20 protein-coding genes are annotated in these 21,119 nt (G+C 29.5%); 8 read left to right on the forward strand and 12 right to left on the reverse strand.

Annotated elements, in window-relative coordinates:
• Positions 1-6: 6 nt before the first annotated feature.
• On the forward strand, positions 7-3,495 hold the full coding sequence (locus BTO04_RS08900) for an efflux RND transporter permease subunit (RefSeq protein WP_087564157.1): 3,489 nt from the start codon (positions 7-9) through the stop codon (positions 3,493-3,495).
• 113 nt (positions 3,496-3,608) lie between these two features.
• On the forward strand, positions 3,609-4,082 hold the full coding sequence (locus BTO04_RS08905; RefSeq protein WP_232455878.1) for a regulatory protein RecX: 474 nt from the start codon (positions 3,609-3,611) through the stop codon (positions 4,080-4,082).
• Between the two features lie 211 nt (positions 4,083-4,293).
• Here the strand turns inward: BTO04_RS08905 and BTO04_RS08910 are convergent, their stop codons facing one another.
• Together BTO04_RS08910 and BTO04_RS08915 are read right to left on the reverse strand one after the other, a co-directional pair.
• Positions 4,294-4,815 (reverse strand): nuclear transport factor 2 family protein, encoded by a 522-nt coding sequence (locus tag BTO04_RS08910; RefSeq protein ID WP_087564159.1) that lies wholly within the window; start codon positions 4,813-4,815, stop codon positions 4,294-4,296.
• Complete coding sequence (locus BTO04_RS08915) at positions 4,815-5,510, reverse strand: hypothetical protein (protein ID WP_087564160.1); 696 nt, start codon at positions 5,508-5,510, stop codon at positions 4,815-4,817. The genes BTO04_RS08910 and BTO04_RS08915 overlap by 1 nt, the downstream gene beginning before the upstream one ends.
• Positions 5,511-5,688: 178 nt before the next feature.
• Here BTO04_RS08915 and BTO04_RS08920 point away from each other — a divergent pair, with 178 nt between their 5' ends.
• The 3 genes from BTO04_RS08920 (at position 5,689) to BTO04_RS08930 (ending at position 7,959) form a co-directional block, all read left to right on the forward strand.
• The gene (locus BTO04_RS08920; protein WP_087564161.1) at positions 5,689-6,636 is read left to right on the forward strand and encodes an NAD-dependent epimerase/dehydratase family protein; all 948 of its coding nucleotides are present in this window, start codon (positions 5,689-5,691) and stop codon (positions 6,634-6,636) included.
• Between the two features lie 140 nt (positions 6,637-6,776).
• Positions 6,777-7,388: a thioredoxin family protein gene (locus BTO04_RS08925; RefSeq protein ID WP_087564162.1), complete on the forward strand. Its 612-nt coding sequence runs from the start codon at positions 6,777-6,779 to the stop codon at positions 7,386-7,388.
• Between the two features lie 88 nt (positions 7,389-7,476).
• Entirely contained in the window at positions 7,477-7,959 is a 483-nt protein-coding gene (locus BTO04_RS08930; RefSeq protein WP_087564163.1) for an ABC transporter ATPase, read from the forward strand.
• Positions 7,960-7,978: 19 nt separating this feature from the next.
• Here BTO04_RS08930 and BTO04_RS08935 read toward each other — a convergent pair whose 3' ends face one another.
• From BTO04_RS08935 to BTO04_RS08970, 8 genes are all read right to left on the reverse strand, one after another.
• Positions 7,979-8,518, reverse strand: a complete 540-nt coding sequence (locus tag BTO04_RS08935) for a hypothetical protein (protein ID WP_087564164.1) — start codon at positions 8,516-8,518, stop codon at positions 7,979-7,981.
• A gap of 33 nt (positions 8,519-8,551) precedes the next feature.
• On the reverse strand, positions 8,552-9,244 hold the full coding sequence (truB, locus tag BTO04_RS08940; RefSeq protein ID WP_087564165.1) for a tRNA pseudouridine(55) synthase TruB: 693 nt from the start codon (positions 9,242-9,244) through the stop codon (positions 8,552-8,554).
• 26 nt (positions 9,245-9,270) lie between these two features.
• The gene (locus tag BTO04_RS08945) at positions 9,271-10,065 is read right to left on the reverse strand and encodes an undecaprenyl-diphosphate phosphatase (RefSeq protein ID WP_087564166.1); all 795 of its coding nucleotides are present in this window, start codon (positions 10,063-10,065) and stop codon (positions 9,271-9,273) included.
• 3 nt (positions 10,066-10,068) lie between these two features.
• Positions 10,069-10,311: a DUF3098 domain-containing protein gene (locus BTO04_RS08950; protein WP_087564167.1), complete on the reverse strand. Its 243-nt coding sequence runs from the start codon at positions 10,309-10,311 to the stop codon at positions 10,069-10,071.
• 4 nt (positions 10,312-10,315) lie between these two features.
• Positions 10,316-11,194: an ABC transporter permease gene (locus BTO04_RS08955; RefSeq protein WP_087564168.1), complete on the reverse strand. Its 879-nt coding sequence runs from the start codon at positions 11,192-11,194 to the stop codon at positions 10,316-10,318.
• A 74-nt stretch (positions 11,195-11,268) separates the two neighbouring features.
• On the reverse strand, positions 11,269-11,670 hold the full coding sequence (gene mce, locus BTO04_RS08960; protein ID WP_087564169.1) for a methylmalonyl-CoA epimerase: 402 nt from the start codon (positions 11,668-11,670) through the stop codon (positions 11,269-11,271).
• A gap of 191 nt (positions 11,671-11,861) precedes the next feature.
• Complete coding sequence (locus BTO04_RS08965; protein WP_232455879.1) at positions 11,862-13,283, reverse strand: DUF5689 domain-containing protein; 1,422 nt, start codon at positions 13,281-13,283, stop codon at positions 11,862-11,864.
• A gap of 20 nt (positions 13,284-13,303) precedes the next feature.
• A complete protein-coding gene (locus BTO04_RS08970; protein ID WP_087564170.1) occupies positions 13,304-16,060 on the reverse strand; it encodes a carboxypeptidase-like regulatory domain-containing protein in 2,757 nt (918 codons plus the stop codon).
• 142 nt (positions 16,061-16,202) lie between these two features.
• On the opposite strand from BTO04_RS08970, the gene BTO04_RS08975 reads away from it, so the two are divergent.
• Positions 16,203-17,258: an endonuclease gene (locus BTO04_RS08975; protein WP_087564171.1), complete on the forward strand. Its 1,056-nt coding sequence runs from the start codon at positions 16,203-16,205 to the stop codon at positions 17,256-17,258.
• A gap of 86 nt (positions 17,259-17,344) precedes the next feature.
• Here BTO04_RS08975 and BTO04_RS08980 read toward each other — a convergent pair whose 3' ends face one another.
• Both BTO04_RS08980 and BTO04_RS08985 read right to left on the reverse strand, forming a co-directional pair.
• A complete protein-coding gene (locus tag BTO04_RS08980; RefSeq protein ID WP_087564172.1) occupies positions 17,345-18,874 on the reverse strand; it encodes a ribonuclease E/G in 1,530 nt (509 codons plus the stop codon).
• Between the two features lie 289 nt (positions 18,875-19,163).
• Positions 19,164-19,454, reverse strand: coding sequence for an HU family DNA-binding protein (locus BTO04_RS08985; protein ID WP_087521132.1), 291 nt, complete (start codon positions 19,452-19,454; stop codon positions 19,164-19,166).
• A 141-nt stretch (positions 19,455-19,595) separates the two neighbouring features.
• Here BTO04_RS08985 and mutY point away from each other — a divergent pair, with 141 nt between their 5' ends.
• Both mutY and BTO04_RS08995 read left to right on the forward strand, forming a co-directional pair.
• The gene (mutY, locus tag BTO04_RS08990) at positions 19,596-20,639 is read left to right on the forward strand and encodes an A/G-specific adenine glycosylase (RefSeq protein ID WP_087564173.1); all 1,044 of its coding nucleotides are present in this window, start codon (positions 19,596-19,598) and stop codon (positions 20,637-20,639) included.
• 40 nt (positions 20,640-20,679) lie between these two features.
• On the forward strand, positions 20,680-21,114 hold the full coding sequence (locus BTO04_RS08995; RefSeq protein ID WP_087564174.1) for a single-stranded DNA-binding protein: 435 nt from the start codon (positions 20,680-20,682) through the stop codon (positions 21,112-21,114).
• Positions 21,115-21,119: the final 5 nt, after the last annotated feature.

Below are 21,119 nucleotides of genomic sequence, written 5' to 3' on the forward strand. Positions count from 1 at the left end.
GTAAGGATGACAAAACAAAAAAAACAAGTAGATAAAGAGTTTAAATTATCCTCTTGGGCAATTCATAATAAAACCACCATTTATGTAATAATGGGTGTGCTATTTTTCTATGGTATTTCTGCTTATTTAAGCATGGCCAGAGAAAATTTTCCGGAAGTAAAAGAAACTAAAATATACATTAGCACTGTTTTTCCTGGAAATACTGCTGAAGATATAGAGAAACTAATTACAGACCCTATAGAAGATAAAGTAAAAACGGTAAGTAATGTAGTAGAGGTTACCTCAACGTCTCAAGAAGATTACTCTATGGTAATTGTTGAGTTTGATGAAAACATCTCTGTAGAGCTTGCTAAACAAAAAATTAAAGACGAATTATCTACAGAAACTTCAAGCGAAGATTGGCCAACATTTAACGGTGCTAAAATAGAGCCTAATGTTTTTAATTTAAGTATGTCTGAAGAAATTGCAATCTTAAATATTAATATTTCTGGAGATTACCCTGTTTATAAACTAAAAGAATTTGGTGAATATTTACAAGATGAAATTGAAGATTTAGCAGAAATTAAGAAAGTAGATATCCGTGGAGCTCAAGAAAAAGAAGTTGAAGTTGCGGTAGACATTTACAAAATGATGGCTGCAAAAGTGAGTTTTAATGATATTACTTCTGCAATTAGTAACGGAAACGTAACCATGTCTGCAGGTAATTTTATTACAAGTGGACAAAGAAGAACGGTAAGAATTATTGGTGAAATTGAAAAACCTTCTGCTTTAGAAGATTTTGTAATTAAATCTGAATTTAATAATCCTATTTATTTAAAAGACGTAGCAACAGTTTCATTTAAAGATAAAGACAAAACAACTTTTGCAAGAGAAAAAGGAAAAGCAGTTGTAATGTTAGATGTTAAAAAGAGAGCTGGTGAAAATATGGTTGCAGCATCAGAACAAATACATTTAATTGTAGATGAGGCTATTAAGAATCACTTTCCAAAAGATTTAAAAGTTACAATTACAAATGATCAATCTTCTAAAACCATTGGTCAAGTAGATGATTTAGTAAACAACATTATTTTTGGTGTCTTCTTAGTAGTAACTGTTTTGATGTTTTTCTTAGGATTTAAAAATGCAGTCTTTGTTGGGTTTGCAATTCCGATGTCTATGTTTATGTCTTTAATGATTTTAAACTTATTAGGCTACACCATGAATACCATGATTCTTTTTGGATTAATTATGGGGTTAGGAATGCTGGTAGATAATGGAATTGTAGTCGTCGAAAACGTGTATCGTTTAATGGATGAAGAAGGAATGAGCAGAATTGAAGCTGCAAAAAAAGGAATTAGCGAAATTGCGTTTCCGATTATCATCTCTACTGCAACCACTGTAGCTGCATTTATTCCTTTAGGTCTTTGGCCTGGAGTAATGGGCGATTTTATGGTATTATTACCTATTACTTTATCTACCGTTTTAGGTTCTTCTTTATTAGTTGCAATTTTCTTTAACTCCGTATTGGTTTCTCAATTTATGAGTGTAGAAGATGTTGATATGCCAATCAAAAAAATTATTATTATCACAAGTGTAATGACTGCTTTAGGAATTATTGTTTTACTAACAGGAGGTGCATATAGCGCTCTTGGAACTTTAATGATTTTTACTGCAATTATGTTGTGGATTTATAGATTGTTTTTAAGAGGTTGGGCAAATAGTTTTCAAAACAAAGTATTACCAAAATTAGAAAGCTGGTACGAAAATCGTTTACGAAGTGCTTTAACAGGTAAAAGACCTTATGCATTAGTTGTACTGACTTTTGTATTATTAATAGCTTCATTTATTGCTTTTGGTTGGTCTTTAGGAACACAAAGAACTAAGGTAGAATTCTTCCCAGATAACAAACCAAATCAGATAATTGTTTATATAGAATACCCAGAAGGAACAGATATTCAGAAAACAAATTCAATTACAAAGTTAATTGAAGAAAGAGTAGCTGACGTTTTATATGGTGATGAATATATGGATGGAGACCGCAACTTTATGGTAGAAAGTTTAGTTTCTCAAGTTGGTGAAGGAGCAGGAAACCCACAAACAGATGGTGGTTCTGCAGCAGAAATACCTCATAAAGGTAAGGTTACTGCCTCTATGAGAGAATACAAATATAGAAAGGGTTTAGACAGTGAATTAATGCGTCAGAAAGTACAAACAGCATTAGTTGGTATTTATCCTGGAGTTTTAATTTCTGTTGAAAAAGATGCTAATGGCCCACCAGTTGGAGCACCAATTAATATTGAAATTGAAGGTGAAGATTATGCTGAATTGATTGCTACAGCTCAAAGAATGCGAGATTTTATCAATACAAAAAGTATTTCTGGAATTGATGAATTAAAGATTGACGTAAATAGAGACAAGCCAGGAATGGAAGTTTTGGTTGACAGAAAAAAAGCAGGGGAATTAGGAGTATCAACTGGTCAAGTTGGACAACAATTAAGAGCTTCAATTTTTGGTAACAAAGCAGGTGTTTATAAAGAAGATGGTGAAGATTATGATATCTATGTTCGTTTTAATAAAGAAAACAGATACAATAAAAGTGCCTTATTTAATCAAAATATTATTTTTAGAGACATGGCTTCTGGTAAAGTGAAAGAGATTCCTGTTTCTACAGTTGCAACACAAAAAAATAATTCTGGGTTTAGTGCTATTAAGCACAAAGACATAAGAAGAGTTGTTACCGTTTATTCTGCTTTAGCTCCAGGAGAAACAGATGCAGGTGCTGTTGTTAGTAAAATTCAAAACGAAATGAAAAGTTTTAAAGATTTACCTAAAGGAATCAAAATTGATTATACAGGTCAAATTGAAGAACAAAATAAACAAATGTTATTCTTAGTTGGAGCATTTTTTACAGGTTTGGCATTAATTTTCTTCATTTTAATTTTTCAATTTAACTCGATTTCTAAACCAGGAATTATAATGATCGCAATTTTCTTAAGCTTCATTGGTGTGTTTGGTGGTATTGTTATTTCTGGTAGTTCATTTGTTATTATGATGACAATGATGGGAATTATTTCTCTTGCAGGAATTGTGGTAAACAACGGAGTAGTATTGTTAGATTATACACAATTATTGATAGATAGAAAGAAAGCAGAATTAGATTTAGAGGAGGATGATTACTTAGATAAAGAAACATTATTTGAAATGATTGTAAGAGCTGGTAGAGCACGTTTACGTCCTGTATTATTAACGGCAATAACAACTATTTTAGGATTAATTCCTTTAGCAATTGGTTTAAACATTAACTTCTTTACATTATTTAGCGAGTTTGATGCTAATATCTATTTTGGAGGAGACAATGTTGTTTTTTGGGGTCCTTTAGCTTGGACCGTTATTTATGGTCTTATAGTAGCAACCTTTTTAACCTTAATATTGGTACCAATTTTATTCTACTTAATTACACTATTTAAAATGTGGATTAAAAGTAAAACATCTTCTAAAGAAATAATTACACATTAAGTATTTAATATGGATAACAGGATAGAGGAGAAAAATAACTTCTAAAATTTAATTTTTTTATTAAAAAGAGATGAAACGATTATAGTTTCATCTCTTTTTGTATTTTAGACAAAATGATTAAAAAAGGTTCTTTTACTGTAGATGAAATTAAACGAAAGTTAGAAAACTATTGTGTTTATCAAGACAGATGTCATAAAGAAGTGGAGCAAAAAATGTATGAATACAGATTAATTCCTGAAGCTAGAGAATTAATTCTTCTGAGCTTAATGAAAGATAATTTTTTAAATGAAGAACGCTTTTCTAAGAGTTATGCCAGAGGAAAATTCAGAATAAAAAGCTGGGGAAAACAACGAATTATTAGAGAATTAAAATTTAGAGATATTTCTGCATACAATTTAAAAACTGCTCTAAAAGAAATTGATGAAACAGAATATATAGCAACTATTTATAGAATAACAGAAAATAGGAATGCTGTAATATCTGAACCAAATATCTATAAAAGAAAGAAAAAATTGATAGATTTCTTAATGAGAAAAGGCTTTGAAAATGAATTGATTTACAAAGTTGTTGGTGAAGTAGTTTCTTAAATTGCTGTTTCTTTAGATTTTCTGCCTTACTAAATTCTGTTCAGCATAAATTGCATCAGTTTACAAAAAAAAAGTAACCTTCGTAAAGTCAATAAGTTGGTAAAAAGGATTAGCCCTGATTGAGCGGTTTGTTTACCCTCTTTTTGAGATGCTGAACTAATTTCAGCAGCACAAAAAAGCGAGTAGCGAAAGCAGGAAATAGCTTCTAAAATTATTTTTTAAACGTACTTAAAAAGATTGAATCGTTTTTCTTTTTTGCTGAAATTACTGCTTGTACATCATCATTCGGAATTTCAACCGACAAAACATAGTGTTTTATCTTCCAAATTTTATCCTTTTTTTCTAAAACTCCAGAACCTCTACAAGTTCCCATCCAAGTATTTAAAAGTTCATCAAACCAAGCAAAATCTCCTGTATTATTTACATAAATGTTTCGTTCTAAAGTTTTAAAATCCCAGGCTTTACCTTTATCAAAATGAGGTTTACTAAATGCTTGAAATTTGTTTTTAGTCCAATTTTCTGAAGCGTCTGTTCCTATAAAAACGGAAATGCTGTCCATTTTATTAAAATACTCATTATAATTTGCATCTGAAGCTGCTTTATGCCAACCTGTTAATACTGTATTTATTTCAGTTTTAATGAAAGAAACCTGTTCTTTTGAAACTGTTTGTTTAGGTTGATTACAACTTATAAACAATAATATTGCTATTACAAATAAGGAATACTTTTTCATTAATTTTTCTTTTTAAATATTCTAGATGATTTTTTTCCAATTGTTTTTTTCCTTCTTATTGGTAATTCTAATTTAGAAGGTTTTGCTGATTTTATTTTCTTATTAGGCTCAAATCGTTCTTCCTTTAATTTCTTATCTATAGATTTTTTAGAAATACTATCAATTTTAGTAGCATCTATTCCTATAAACTCAAAATCAACATTTATAGAATCCTCAAACATTTTTTTAGAAAGAATGGTATTTATCTTAGAGTTAACAGAAGAAAAAGCGACTATTGTTTTATCTACATGCGTATTAACTTCATTTGCAGTAATAGCAGGAATAAAAGTTAAATCTGCCAACCTTAATACTTCATTATTTAAAATATTTATTCTGGCATTAAATGAAGGAATATCAAAAAGCTTTGGCGTTACACTATCTTTTAAACTCTTCACCAAATCTCTTAATTCTAACGCATTACTTAAAGCTTCATTAGGTGATGTTTTTTCAAACCTTGAAAGAAAAGAATTTATAGCATTTAATTCTTGCCAACGCTCTACATCTTTTTTAAATTCTGGGTTTATTTTTTCTATAGAAACATGTTTTTTAACAACACTTAACAAGGGTTTTGTTTGTTCTTTTTCAACTGATTTCTCTTGTTTCTTGGTACAAGAAACTAATAATACGAAAAGTAATAAGTAGATTGAATTTTTCACAGGTAAATTTAAAAAAGTAAAAATACATAATTTAAAAACACTACAATTTATTTTAAGAAAATACTAACAAATACAGATATTATAATTTTAAAATTATTGAATAATTCTTTTTAAGAATATATATTACGAATACTAAAATCAATTACCTTTGTTTTTGATAAATACATAATTTCAAGGAATGAAAGAAATCATCTTAGTAATAGGAGCTAGTGGACAAATTGGAAATGAATTAACCCAAAGCTTGCGTGTTCTATATGGAAACAACAATGTTATTGCTTCTGATATTAGAGAAGGAGGCAAAGAAATGATGGTTTCTGGACCTTTTGAGATTATTGATGCTACTGATAAAGAAACCATTTTAAAAGTTGTTAAAAAATATAAAGTTTCACAAATATATTTATTGGCTGCAATGTTATCTGCAACTGCAGAAAAGTTTCCTCAAAAAGGATGGGATTTAAACATGAATTCTTTGCTTAATGTTTTAGATTTGGCAAAAGAAAAACACATAAAACAGGTTTATTGGCCAAGTTCTATTGCTGTTTTTGGACCAAGTTCTCCAAAACTAAATACACCACAAAAAACGATAATGGAACCTAGTACTGTTTATGGAATTAGTAAAATTTCTGGCGAATTCTGGTGTAATTATTATCATGAAAAATTTGGTGTAGATGTAAGAAGCTTACGTTATCCTGGAATTATTTCTTGGAAAACACAACCTGGTGGAGGAACAACAGATTATGCTGTAGATATTTATTTTAAAGCGATTGAAGAGGGTAAATTAGAATGTTTTTTATCTAAAAACACCCGTTTACCAATGATGTACATGAATGACGCTGTAGCTGCAACTATTAAAATAATGCAGGCAAAACCATCTGAAGTTAAAATTAGAACTTCATATAATTTATCTGCAATGGATTTTACACCCAAAGAAATTGCTTCTGAAATTAAAAAACATTTTCCCAATTTTGAGATTACTTACAAACCGGATTTTAGACAAGAAATTGCAGATTCTTGGCCCTCTTCTCTTAATGATTCTGAAGCAAGAAAAGATTGGGGTTGGCAACATAAATATGATTTAACCTCTATGACAGAAGACATTCTTGAAAATTTGAGCACCAAAAAATAACGTCTTAAAAAAAACTGTAAGTTTCTTATTTTATCATCGTCTATATACTTGTTCCTTATTAGAAAAAGAAGATAGAAATGTAACAAAAGTTACAAGTGTAATTTTTAAAATAAAATACCTTTGATGGTAAATATTAGATGATGAAAAATAGTATAGAAAAAAGTTTAGAGAATACCATTTCATATAAAGAATATACAGATTTAGTAAGCAATTTATTAGCGGAAGGAAAAGCTACAGGACCTAATCAATCTGAAGACTTAACCCATTATAGCTTGTTAAACGACAAAAGAATGAAACGTTTAAACAAAACCACTAAATTATCTGAAAAAACATTACAAAATTTACAGAAAATAGATGATCCTCAAACTTGGTTATTAATAACTGAAGGTTGGTGTGGAGATGCTGCACAGAATTCTCCTATTATTAATAAAATGGCAGAAACTAATAAAAAAATTGATTTAAGAGTTGCGCTACGTGATGAAAATCTTGAATTAATGGATTTATTTTTAACAAACGGAGGAAGAGCAATTCCTAAATTAATTGCTTTAGACAAAGACAATAATGTACTAAATACTTGGGGACCAAGACCAACTGTTGCCACTAAAATGGTTGCAGATTACAAAGCAGAACATGGTGTTATAGACGCCAAATTTAAACAAGATTTACAAGTTTGGTATAACAAAAATAAAGGCGAAAGTTTGCAAGAAGATTTTCTAGCTCTTTTTAAAAACTCTTTTGTAAGAGAGGTATAATTAAAAATCAAAAACATTTTTTAAACCGTAAATTGAAATTCAGTTTACGGTTTTTCTTTTAACTATATTTGCAGAATAAAAATAACTCATGTTTATAGATTCTAGTTCAATTCCTGAAGATGCTAAAGTTTGGATTTATCCTTCTAGTAGAAAGTTTTATCCAAATGAAATTGAAGTAATAGAAGAGAAAATAAAAACTTTTATAGAAAACTGGAAATCTACAGATGAAAATTTTACTGCTTCGTACAAATTTCTATACAACAGATTTATCATCTTAATGGCAGATGATGTTACTTCTCCTCTTACAAATGTAGATATAGATGCTTCTGTTTCTTTTATTTTACAATTACAACAAGAATACGAAGTTGAACTTTTAGACAGAATGAATGTTTGTTTTAAACAAGGTGAATTTGTACAGTACAAAGAACTTAAAGACCTTAAAAAATTAGTAAAAAACAAAGCTGTTACTGCAAAAACCATCATTTTTGATAACTTAATTACCACCAAACAAGAATTTGATAATTTCTGGGAAGTTGCGATTGAAGATAGTTGGTATAGTAGATTTCTTTAGATTATTAAGTGTTTTTTTTCTAAAAAAAAGAAAAACCAATTCCTAAAGAAACACTATCTAAACTGTCGTTATAAAAACCTAAAATAGCTTTTCTGTGAAAATCTAATCTAAGAATTGTGTTCCATCTTTTTTCTCCAATTACCTGAACCCCAATTCCTATTCCATAGTATTTTCCATCTGTGTATTTAGAAGAAGGTCGCCACATTTTACCGTAACTTGTTTCAATAAAAAAAGTATTACCGTCTTTTTCAGTAATATTGTAATGTAAACTTCCATAGGTTGGAAAGGCACTTACAGCATAGTTCCAATGATAATCAAAACCTGCATTTAAACTTACAGCAAATCTTCTGTTAAATTGATATCCAAAACCTGTTCTTAAAAATAATGCTGCAGGAATTAACAATGTTTCACCATCATCAGAATCAAATAAAACATAATTTTCATTTAATGCAAATGTTAAATTTAAAGATCCTGTAAAAAATGGTTTCCCTTTTTTTTCTTGAGAAAATGAAGTTTGTATCACAAAAAAAATGGCAATAAAAAGTAATGATTTTTTCATATTGTAGTTTTCATTTTTCAAAAGAATCAAAAACTATTCCACTTCCAAACTTTTAATAAAACCTTCAATAGAAGCTGCGTTATCAACTGAAAAATCACCAATCTTAGTTCTACGTAAAGCAGATAAATGTGCTCCAGAATTTAAAGCTTGGCCAAAATCGAAAGCTAAAGAACGAATGTAAGTTCCTTTACTACAGACCACTTTAAATTCTACTTCAGGTAAATTAACTTTCGTAATTTCAAACTCAGAAATAGTTACTGTTCTCGCTTTTATTTCTGTAGTTTCACCTTTTCTAGCCAATTCATACAAACGTATTCCATCTTTTTTAATTGCTGAAAAAATAGGTGGTTTTTGCTGAATCTCTCCAGTAAATTGTTTTGTAGTTTCTTTTAAAAGTTCTTCAGAAATATGTTCTGTAGGAAAAACGTTGTCTATTGCTGTCTCTAAATCATAACTTGGTGTAGTTGCACCAATAGTAAATGTACCTGTATATTCTTTAATTTGACCTTGGTACGTATCTATTTGTTTGGTTTGCTTTCCTGTACAAATAATTAATAAACCTGTTGCTAAAGGATCTAAAGTACCTGCATGACCCACTTTAATTTTTTTAATTTTAAAACGTTGTTTAATTTCCCAACGTAATTTATTTACAGCCTGAAATGAAGTCCATTCCAAAGGTTTATCTATCAATAAAACTTGACCATTTTGATATTCTTCTGCAGTCATTATTTGCACTGAATTTATTTTCAATATTAATTTAAAAGAGCGTAACCAATAGCAATAAAACCTACGATTGCACAGTATAAAGAAAAGTAAGATAATTTGCTTTTCTTAACTAAAGAAATCATCCATTTACAAGCTAATAAACCCGCTAAAAAAGCAGCAATAAAACCTGCTGAAATAGGAACAATTTCTGAAGATTGAAAACTAATATCACCGCCTAATAAATCTTTTCCAATTTTTCCAAAAATTAGAGGAACTACCATTAAAAAAGAAAATCGTGCAGCTCTAGTTCTATCAATTCCTAATAAAACTGATGTAGAAATTGTTGCTCCAGACCTAGAAATACCAGGCAGCATAGCAATTGCTTGAGAAATTCCAATTAATAAAGAGTTAGAAAATGAAACTTCTTTATTCGTGCTTTTTGCCTTATCAGCTAATAATAAAAGAACAGCAGTTACTAATAACATTACTCCTACTAATAAAATTTTTCCTCCAAAAAAAGACTCTAATTCTTCTTCAAAAAGTAATCCAACAACTACTGCTGGAACCATAGAAAGTATAATTTTTAGAGAGAATTTTAATTCATTATTCCATTTAAATTGAAATAATCCTTTAAAAATTTCTGCTACTTCTTTTCTAAAAATCACTAAAGTACTTAATGCTGTTGCAAAGTGTAAGACTACCGTAAAAGTTAGACTTTCTTCCGGCACAGAAGTATCTCCTAAAATTGCTTTTGCGAGCTCTAAATGTCCGCTTGAAGATACTGGTAAAAATTCTGTTAGCCCTTGAATAACTCCTAAGATAATTGCTTCTATAATGTTCATTTATTATTTTTTGGGGTTTGCTAAAATAGCATAAATTTCTATTCCTAACCCAATAATTACTAATGTTGGCGCTAAACGAATACGTTGCCAATTGTAGATTTCTTCATTAAAAACTTCTGGATCATTACTTCCCCCACCAGACATAAAAATAAACCCTAAAGCAATAACAATAAGTCCAATTACCATTATGATGTAGTTTCTTTTACCAAATAAAAATTCTGATTTTTGTATGTTTTCGTTTTCCATATATTTAATAATAAAGTTCGTCTGTTTTAAGATTTAAAAAGCGCTGTGTTGCAAAAAATGTACTTATCCAAGTAATAATAAAAGCTGATAAAAGCACCCCTCCAACTAAAACACTTAATGAAACATAATCTTCTAAAAGCGCTAATGCTGGTATCTTTTTATCTATATAATAAATAACAACTGCTAATCCTATAAGAGATAAAATTGCACCAATCATTCCTAATTTTATACTTCTCCAAATAAATGGCCTTCTAATAAAACTTTTAGTAGCACCAACCATTTGCATAGTTTTTATATTAAATCGTTTAGAATAAACAGATAATCTTATAGAACTATTAATTAAAATCATAGCAACCAAACCACAAAATGCACTTAAAACAAAAAGCCAAAAACTAATTCTTTGAATGTTTTTAGTTAATAATTTTATAAGAGGCTTATCATAAGAAACATCTGCAACAAAAGCATTTTTTAAAAACCTTGTTTCTATTTCTTGCATTTTTTCTGGCGTAACAAAAGCTGCTTTTAGATAAATGTCAATTCCGTTTTTTAATGGATTTTTTCCTAAAAATTCTAAAAAATCTTCACCAATTTCTTTACTGTAAATTTTAGCGGCTCTTTCTTTACTCGTATAAATTGCTTTTTTAGTGAATTCTTCCTTTAAAAGAGATTCTCTAAATGTTTTAATTTGTTTTTGAGTTACCTTATCTTTTATAAATAAAGTTATCGCTACTTTTTCTTTTACACGATTTGCTACTGAAGTAGATTTTAATAATACCAATCCTAAAATACCAACAATAAAAAGTACCAAAGCAATACTAATTACTACAGATAAGTAAGAAGATTGAAGGCGTCTTTTTTGATAAGAATCAAATTTTGCTGACATTTATTTTTTACTTTTTAAAGACTGCAAGATAATAATTAGTAGGCATTTGACAGTAACTGTTTACAGTATTTTAACTATTCTATTTCTTGGCACAATTCAATTAAAACTCCATTTGTAGATTTTGGGTGTAAAAAAGCGACTAATTTATTGTCTGCTCCTTTTTTAGGAGTTTCATTTAAAACGATAAAACCTTCTTTTTTAAGCCTTTTAATTTCTGATGCTATATCTGAAACTGCAAAAGCAATATGATGAATTCCTTCACCTTTTTTCTCTATAAACTTAGCAATTGGACTTTCTAGGCTTGTGGCTTGTAATAGCTCAATTTTATTGGGTCCTGATTTAAAGAATGAAGTTTTCACTCCTTCTGAAGCAACTTCTTCCATTTTATAATGCTGTTTTCCAAAAAGTGAAGCAAATAACTCATTAGATTTTTCTAAATCTTTAACCGCAATACCAATGTGCTCAATTTTATCCATGAAGTAAAAATAAGAAAAAAGCGCCAAGATATTTTATAAACTTCATATACTCGTATAATTAGTTTTTCACCGTTCTAAAAAGGGTGTGAATTCCCTTCGTTCTCAGGAAAAAATTTAATTTGATAAGTTTAACTTTTTTCACAAAACTATAAATTACAACAAGTTCTTAAAAGAGGAAAAACACCTAATTTCTATTTAGCATTTATAATAATAGTATCCAATTCATAAGTACCATTAAAATTTACATTCCCATTTCCCGAATATTTAAAACCGATAAAAGCAGTTCCAGAATACGCTGATAATTCTATAAATGTAGAATGAATCCAGTTTTTAAAATTCTCTCCATCAGCAACTATTTTTGCTGGTAAAACGGCCCAAGTTGCAGAACTTATATCGCTTTTATCACCATTAAAATCTGTAGAAATTAACACTTGTAATTCGCTACTATTTGCAAAACTATTTGAGGTTTCAAAAGATAAAAATTCTTGTGAAGTTGTGTCTAAATTAAAACCATCAGTAATTAACCAAGTAATTGTACTTTCATCATTAGAACTACTAGAACCCATTCTAGCAGCTTTACTTTGCGAATAAGAATCCGTGTAAGATCTCCAAGATTTTGTACCTTCTTCTCTATAATTAATCCAATTTAAAACATCAATATCTCCAGATTGATCATCGAAGTTTTCTTCTAATAAAATTGCTGTAAAATCTTCTATTAGTAAAGGAGAGCATCTCTCTTCATTCATATCTACATCACCAGTGTCATTTAAATTTAATACAATAAAATTTCCTCCAAAATCTTTAGAAACTACAGCATTTATAGTTCCTGCATTTTCTGGTAAAGACTCATTTGAAAATTTTGAAAAAGAGCTAGTTTCAACTAATAATTCATCATAGCCTAAACCCAAACAAGTTTGAATTTTACGTTGCGTATCAAAATCTTCTTTTGGGTCTACATAAGATTTTCCTGCTAATTTAGATTCGAAAAACACATTTTCTAACCTAATAAAAGTTCCGATGTTAGATTCATTTATTCCTGCAAAATCAATGATTTTTGGTACAATTTCTTCGGTAGTTTCTGTTCTATAAATATGATTCGGAATTTGATTAGTTGTTACGTTTTCAATTTCTGTATTATCGGTAACTTTTATTTTTCCTCCTATAGTAATTATTCCATTACCAGAATTTGTTTCGCCAATAAACAAGCCTTTTAAACGAATGTAAATTTCTCTACCAACATTATACTTGTTATAACTATTGCTTAAGTTTAAAGCAATTTTCATTCCTACTGTTGGGTTTTCTGGAGCGTCTTGCATATAAAATTCTTTATAGAAATTTCCTGATTTATCCGAAGAGACTACATATCCTTTTACAACAATATCAGACACAATTTCTAACGGATCATTGCCAATTATATATAATTCTTTTACTTGTTTTATCGTTTTCAATTCAAGCATATGGTCAGAAATACTGTCTAAAATTTTCTTTACAATTTCATTTTCTTCAATTCCTAAACTTTCTGGAACTGTAAAATCCCCGTCTTCCACACAAGTGATAAAAGACATATTTATTATAAAAATGAATATTAATCTGCGTACTATTTTCTTTTCCATTTTTGTGTTTTTATTTTTCCCTAAAAAGAGATACCCACATTCATAAAATAGGTTGCACCTCTACCATACCAATATTTATTTCCAAAAACAGGTTTATCAAGTGATTTATCCTCTAATAATTGCCTATAATTGGCATTTCTTCCTTGTTCAAATCCACCAGATTTATAGGTTTTATTTAATAAATTATTTACCGTTGCAAAAATACTTATGTAATGCTTTTTTATTTTATAAGATTTTCCACCAACAAGGTTTACAACAGAATAATTGCTAAATTTTTCTTGTGATAAAAGTTCTTTAGCAATGGTTGCATCATAGTCTAAGAAAGGCAAACCATCATCATCTGTATAAAAATTACGAGATCTATTTAAAGGAGAAATATCTATAAATGTGTTGCTAAAAAAGTTTACAGTTGCTCCTGCCCACCAATAATCTGGATCTCTATATTCAAAACCAACAGAATATGCATTTTGTGGTCCTGCTGCAAATTTGTAGTTCTTCAAATTTGTTACTCCAAAATCTTTAAAACCATTTACAAAACCTGCGGCTAAAGATTCTGTATCCGCCTCCGTTGTTAAATATAAATTAGGATTATTATCATACGTAAACTGACCAATAGAAGCTACTCCTTTCAACTTAAATGTTGCTGTAATTTGTGCTTCTAAACCTACCTCTAAACCGATATGTTTTTTGTTAATTCCGCTAAGAATTTCTTGTACAAAAGCAGTATTATCCCCTCCAACTCCATCAGCAAAATAGAAGGAAATTTCTGTTGCCTCTTTTATAGAAGTGTAATATGCTGTTACTTTTGATGTAATTATTGGGTTTCTAAAAACATAGCTGATATCTGTAGAAAGTGTTTTTTCACTTTGCAAATCTAAAACTACATTATTGTTTTCTCTGGAGTTTGAAAACGTATTTCTAATGGTGGGTGCAGAAGTTAAATAAGCTGCATTTACATCTACTAAATGACGGCCAGTAAATTTATAAGTTGCTCCTGTTTTAAAACCATAATTAATAAATTTTTGTTTTTCTGATGTTCCTAATGAACTCTCTGGAAAACCACCATTTTTATACACCCCTTCCCGCTCATGTGTTGTACTAGTGATTTTTATCGCTGTATAAAAATCTGTTTTATTATAAACAAACTGTGCTTGTGTAAAAGCAGTAATAATATCAGAATTTAAGTTGAAATTGTATTTAAATACATCTCCTTTGCCCACTACATTATTCGGATTTAAAAGGTTGTTTTGTTTTTCATCTTCAGTCGCTCCAAAAGGATCAATATCTAAATAACCAACACCTCCTAATAAATCTATTACTTCAGCAAAATTTTGAGAGCGTAAACGCTTGTATTCTATTTTTCCATTTAAAGAAACATTGCTATTAAGTGCTGTATTTAAAATTGTGTTAATCGTAAACTGTTTGTCATCATTTCTATCTTCATACAAAATATAGGCATTCTCTAAGTCTGCATTTTTATTGGTAGTATTTGCATCAAAAATGGATACCCAATCTATTTGCCCCTCTTTTAAAAAATTCTTTTCTGCTTCATATGCTTCTTCAAAATCTCCACTTCTTAAAAAATAACTCGGCATTTTTTGATAATAGGTTGCACTCGGGTTTGACCCTCCATTATAATCTATTCTGCTATTACCAATCTTACCAAATTGATAGGCAATATTTGTATTTATTGAGGTGTTTTCAGAAGAATTCCAATAATGATTTAACATTAAAATTGGCTCACTTACTTCTTTAATTCTTGAGTTTGTCTTTCTTCCATTTAAAGAACCCCAATAATCATTATATTTTATTCCTTTTAAGTCATATACTTCTTGTGTATTAGGTGATGACTTTCCTCTTCTATTTGGTGTAAAAATTCCTGTAAAATTGATGCTACTTTTATCGTTTATTTTTTTCTCTATGGATGTAAATATAGCATATGCATTGTAAGAAGTTGCATCATTAAAACCTTCATTTCCTACTCTTCTACTCGCAGAAAAAGTAAAAGCCCAATCGTTTTTTAACATTCCGCTAGAATAGGTTGCCATCATTCTATGTTGGTAACTTCTGTTAGAGGAAGAATATGTTATTCTAATTCCTGCTCTTTGTTCTGATGCACGAGTATTTATATTTGTTGCCCCTAAAAGACCGCCAAAAGTAACATCAGATGGTGTTAAGCCACTTCTAAATTCTTGATTTCTTAGCACATCATTTAAACCTCCCCAATTACTCCATTGCGCTCTACCATCATAAATTTTGTTCATTTCTATGCCATTAATCAGTAATTTTCCATTACTAGAATCTAAGCCTTTCACTTTAAAAAAGGAAGAACTAAATTCAAAAGCAGCGGTTCTAAGAAAAATATCCATTGATGATAGTAAAAGTCCAGAAATATTATCAGCAGAACTTGCATCATCATTTAATTCATCATCCGTAAGTGTAATGAAACTTAGATCTTGGTTTTCTGTAATATCTTTAAAAAGTAAGATGATTCCTAAATCTACATTTTTACCAGCTACTTCTATTGGAATATTTTGGGTTTCATAACCAACCAATTTTATTTCCAAAATAGACGTTCCATTTTGGATATTCTTAATCAGAAAAGTACCATTTAAGTCTGTAGTTTGACTTTTAGATGTGTTTTTTATTGTCACAAAAACACCGTGAAGTGGTTTTTCAGAATCAGTATCTAAAACAATTCCTTTTACCACGTTCTGACCGTTAACCTCTAAAAATGAGGTTAATAGAAACAAAGTTATCGTAACAATTTTTTTCATAAATAAGTTGTACTCTAAATTTTCTTTTTCTCAATTGCACTTCAAGTTAGTGTAAAAATATTTGTAACTCCTAAAAACGGGTGTATTCAACACTACTAATCACCTTATTTTCTTACTTTTACGCTATAAAAAAACACTAAAAATGAATAAGAAAATATTTTTTATTTTACTTTTTTCAACAATAATTACGGCATGTAATTCTCAGAAAAACGGAAAGAAATATAACATTAGAACGATTGCTTTTTATAATCTAGAAAACTTATTTGACACCATTAATGATGTTACTAAGAATGATGAGGCAAGCCCAATTATGGAGTTGAAATCAAACAAATCTAAAGTTTATTGGGATAAAATTGAAAAACTGAGTAGTACCATTGCGCAAATTGGATTAGATAAATCGAATACAAGTCCTGCAATAATTGGAGTTTCAGAAGTAGAGAATTTAAATGTTTTAGAAGATTTAGTGAAATCTAAACATTTGGTAAAAAATGATTACGGAATTATACATTATGATTCTCCTGATAAAAGAGGAATAGACGTTGCTTTGTTGTATCAAAAAAAATATTTTAATCCTATACATCATGAGGCTTTCGACCCTAAAATCTATCAAAAAAACTATAAAGTTTATACAAGAGATCAGCTATTAGTTTCTGGTTATTTAGACGGAGAATTAATACACTTAATTGTAAATCACTGGCCCTCTAGAAGAGGTGGTGAGGCTGCAAGTAGACCAAATAGAGAAAAAGCTGCGTATCAAAATACAAAGATTATAAAACAAATTAGAGAGCAAGATGCTCATGCTAAAATTTTAATTCTGGGAGATTTTAATGATGATCCAATAAATTCTAGTTTAAAAAAAGTATTAAAGACAAAAAGCAGAAAGAAGAATGTAAATGAAGGAGATTTATATAACCCCTATGAAGATATGTTTCGTAGAGGATTTAATACTTTAAAATATAGAGATAAGATAAATTTATTTGACATGATTTTCTTTACTTCACCTTTATTAGATAAAGGTGAAAAAGATTTTTCTACCTATAAAATGTACAAAGCAATGATTTTTAACAAGGCTTTTTTAACTACTAAAAAAGGAAAATACAAGGGGTATCCTTTTAGAAGTTTTTCAAACGGAGGTTATACTGGTGGCTATTCAGATCATTATCCTGTATATATTTACTTAATAAAAGAAAAGAAGTAAAAACTATTATATAAAATGAAAAAACCCAAAACTTTAAAGTTTTGGGTTTTTTTGATAATAAATTATTGCCTTTTACAATTCTAAATTTATTCTTTAACAGATTTAAATCTATAATGTAAGTATGTGTAAGCATCACGAGGTATAATAGTAATCCACTTTTTGTGTTTTAAATACCATTTAAAACGAATAGAATTTACTCCTTTTGTTAAATAAGCAGCAATAAAAGGATGTACATTTAACTGTATCTTTTTATTTTTTGAATTAGAAATAAATTTTTCTAAATCTGCTTCAATCTTGTCTAACAAAACGATTGGAGCTTCTACTTCTCCATTTTTATTTGGGTTGGCTTCGGTAGTTTTTATACTTAACTCTGGTCTAACCCTTTGTCTTGTAATTTGTACCAATCCAAATTTACTTGGAGGTAATATTTTGTGCTTTGTTCTATCTAAAGCCATTTGCTCTTTAAGATGCTGATACAGTTTATTTCTGTTTTCAGCTTTATGCATATCAATAAAATCTACTACTATAATTCCTCCCATATCGCGCAGTTGTAACTGACGCGCTACTTCTGTAGCTGAAATTAGATTTACTTCTAATGCAGTGTCTTCTTGAGAACCTGCTTTATTAGAACGGTTTCCGCTATTTACATCAATAACGTGTAAAGCTTCTGTGTGCTCTATTACTAAATAGGCACCTCTGCTCATAGAAACTGTTTTACCAAACGATGTTTTTATTTGTCTTTCAATTCCATGTTTTTCAAAAATTGGAGTTTCAGATTTATGTAATTTTACAATTCCCACCTTTTCAGGGTTGATTTCTTGTAAATACTCTTTAATTTCTAATTGAAGAGTTTCATCATTGGTTACTATGCTAGTAAAAGAGTCATTCATAACATCTCGTAAAATAGAAGATGCTCTGTTCAATTCGCTCAAAATTTTTGTTGGTGTATTTGTGTTAGCAATACGCATGCACATTTTTTTCCAACGTTCTAATGAGTTTTGCAAATCTTTGTCTAGTTCTGCAACTTTTTTACCTTCTGCAACAGTTCTTAAAATAACACCAAACCCTTTTGGCCTAATGCTTTTTGCTAATCTTTTTAAACGTTCTTTTTCTTTTGGGTCTTCTATTTTTTGAGAAACAGAAACTCTGTTAGAAAAAGGAACTAAAACCAAAAACCTACCTGCTATAGACAACTCAGAACTTAATCTTGGTCCTTTTGTAGAAATTGGTTCTTTTACTATTTGTACTAATAGGTTTTGCCCTGTTTTTAGTACGTTGTTAATACTACCGTCTTTGTTAATCTCTTCCTGAAATTGGAAGTTTTTTAAAGTGAATTCTTTATACTTACCTGTGCTTACTTTCTTAATGAATGCATTTAATGAATTTACTTGCGCACCTAAATCATGATAATGTAAGAACCCATCTTTTGGGTAACCAACATTTACAAAGGCTGCATTTAAACCAGTTAACACTTTTCCTATTTTGGCTAAAAAAATATCGCCAACCGAGAATTTGTTACCAGTTGTTTCATTATTTAATTCAATAAGTTTTCCATCTCTTAATAAGGCAAAATCAATATCAGATGAATTTGAACGAATTATTAATTCTGTTTTCATGCTGAATTTGGTTTTAATACTACACATATTTGTGTAGATGGATGAATACTGTCAGGTATTTGTAATACCGTGTGAGGTTAGCTTAACCTCTAATGTCAATGAACTTTTTGTTGTTTTTTTCGCTAAACTATAAACGAAAAAGTAAGCGTTAGCTTACTTTTTCTTGTGTCTATTTGCTCTTGCTCTTTTCTTTCTTTTGTGTGTAGAGATTTTTGCTCTCTTTCTTTTTTTACCGCTTGGCATAATGTTTAATGTTTTTTAAACCTTTTAGGTTTAGATTAAAATTGTATTACTTTACAGCTACTTTACTTTTTACTCCTTCAGTAAAAGTTTTTGCTGGTTTAAAAGCTGGAATATTGTGAGCTGGAATCTTAATAGTTGTATTCTTAGAAATATTTCTACCAGTTTTTTCTGCTCTTGTTTTGATAATAAAACTACCAAAACCTCTTAAATAAACGTTGTCTCCATTTTCCAATGCATCTTTAACTTCAGTCATAAATGCTTCAACGGTTGCTAAAACATCTGTTTTCTCAATACCTGATTTATCTGAAATTTTTGATACGATATCTGCTTTCGTCATGTCTCTTATTTTACTATATTTTTATTAATTTTATTCCAAAAATTCGGATGCAAATATATGATAATTAATCAATTCCAAAAAATTTAATACTTAAATTTATGTGAATTTTAAAATGTAATATTGCAATTCTATTTTTTACAGATGAAATTTTCTAACACATTAACTTACTGGTACTTACAAAACAACAGAGAACTGCCTTGGCGTAAAACTAAAAACCCATATTTTGTTTGGTTGTCAGAAATCATGCTACAGCAAACAAGAGTTGCTCAAGGATTGTCTTATTATTTAAAATTTACAGAGACATTTCCTACTGTTTTTCACCTTGCAAAAGCAGATGAAAGTACCGTTTTAAAAATGTGGCAAGGTTTAGGGTATTATTCTCGCGCAAGAAACCTCCATTTTACAGCAAAACAGATTTCTGATGAATTAAATGGCGAATTTCCTTCAACTTATAAAGAGATTATAAAATTGAAAGGAATTGGAGATTATACAGCTTCTGCAATTTCATCAATTTGTTTTAATGAACCTGCAGCAGTTGTTGATGGAAACGTTTACAGAGTACTTTCTCGCTATTTCGGGATTAAAACCCCTATTAACTCATCAGCAGGAATAAAAGAGTTTAAAGCATTAGCACAAAGCTTAATTGATGAAACACAACCAGGAACTTTTAATCAAGCAATTATGGATTTTGGCGCGCTGCATTGCAAACCACAAAATCCTTTGTGTGAAAGTTGCCCTTTTGCTGATAGTTGCGTTGCCGTAGAAAAAAAACTGACAAAAGAATTGCCCGTAAAAACAAAAAAAACAAAAGTTAGAAATCGGTTTTTTAATTTTTTAGTGATTGTAACTGATACTGAAAAAACCATTTTGTCTGAAAGAAAAGGGAAAGGAATTTGGCAAGGTTTACATCAGTTTCCTTTAATTGAAAGCGATAAAAATATTAAAAAAGAAACGCTAGTTTCATCCGAAGAATTTATGAACTTATTTCCTGAAGAAACCACTATTTCACTTTTCAATAAAAAAGAAATTGTACATAAATTATCACATCAACATTTATATACACAATTCTGGATTGTGAATATCAAAAATTTACCGGAAGCAACTATTAGCTGGAAAGAAATCAATAAATTTCCTGTTCCGGTTTTAATTGCCAATTTTTTAACCGAATTTCTTACAAAAAAGTGATTGATATTTTTAGTACATTTGATCTAAAAATAGACATGTTATGGCAGGGACAATAAACAAGGTAATTTTAATAGGTAATTTAGGCGATGAAGTGAAAATGCATTATTTTGATGGAGGAAACGCTATTGGAAGATTTCCTATTGCAACTAGTGAAAGCTATACAAATAAACAAACTGGAGAAAAAGTTACTACTACAGATTGGCATAATATTGTTGTTCGAAATAAATTAGCAGAAATTTGCGAAAAGTACTTAACCAAAGGCGATAAAGTCTATGTTGAAGGAAAACTAAAAAACCGTCAATGGGAACAAGATGGTATAAAACGTTATTCTACAGAAGTACAAGTTACCGAAATGACGTTTTTATCAACTAAGAAAAGCACAGAAAACACTAATAAAACTGAAGAAAATCAACCTTCTTCACCGGTAACTCCAAAATCTGTTGCACCAGAAGAAAATGATGATTTACCTTTTTAATTAAA

The organism is Polaribacter sp. SA4-10 (assembly GCF_002163835.1).
Classification (GTDB): Bacteria; Bacteroidota; Bacteroidia; order Flavobacteriales; family Flavobacteriaceae; genus Polaribacter.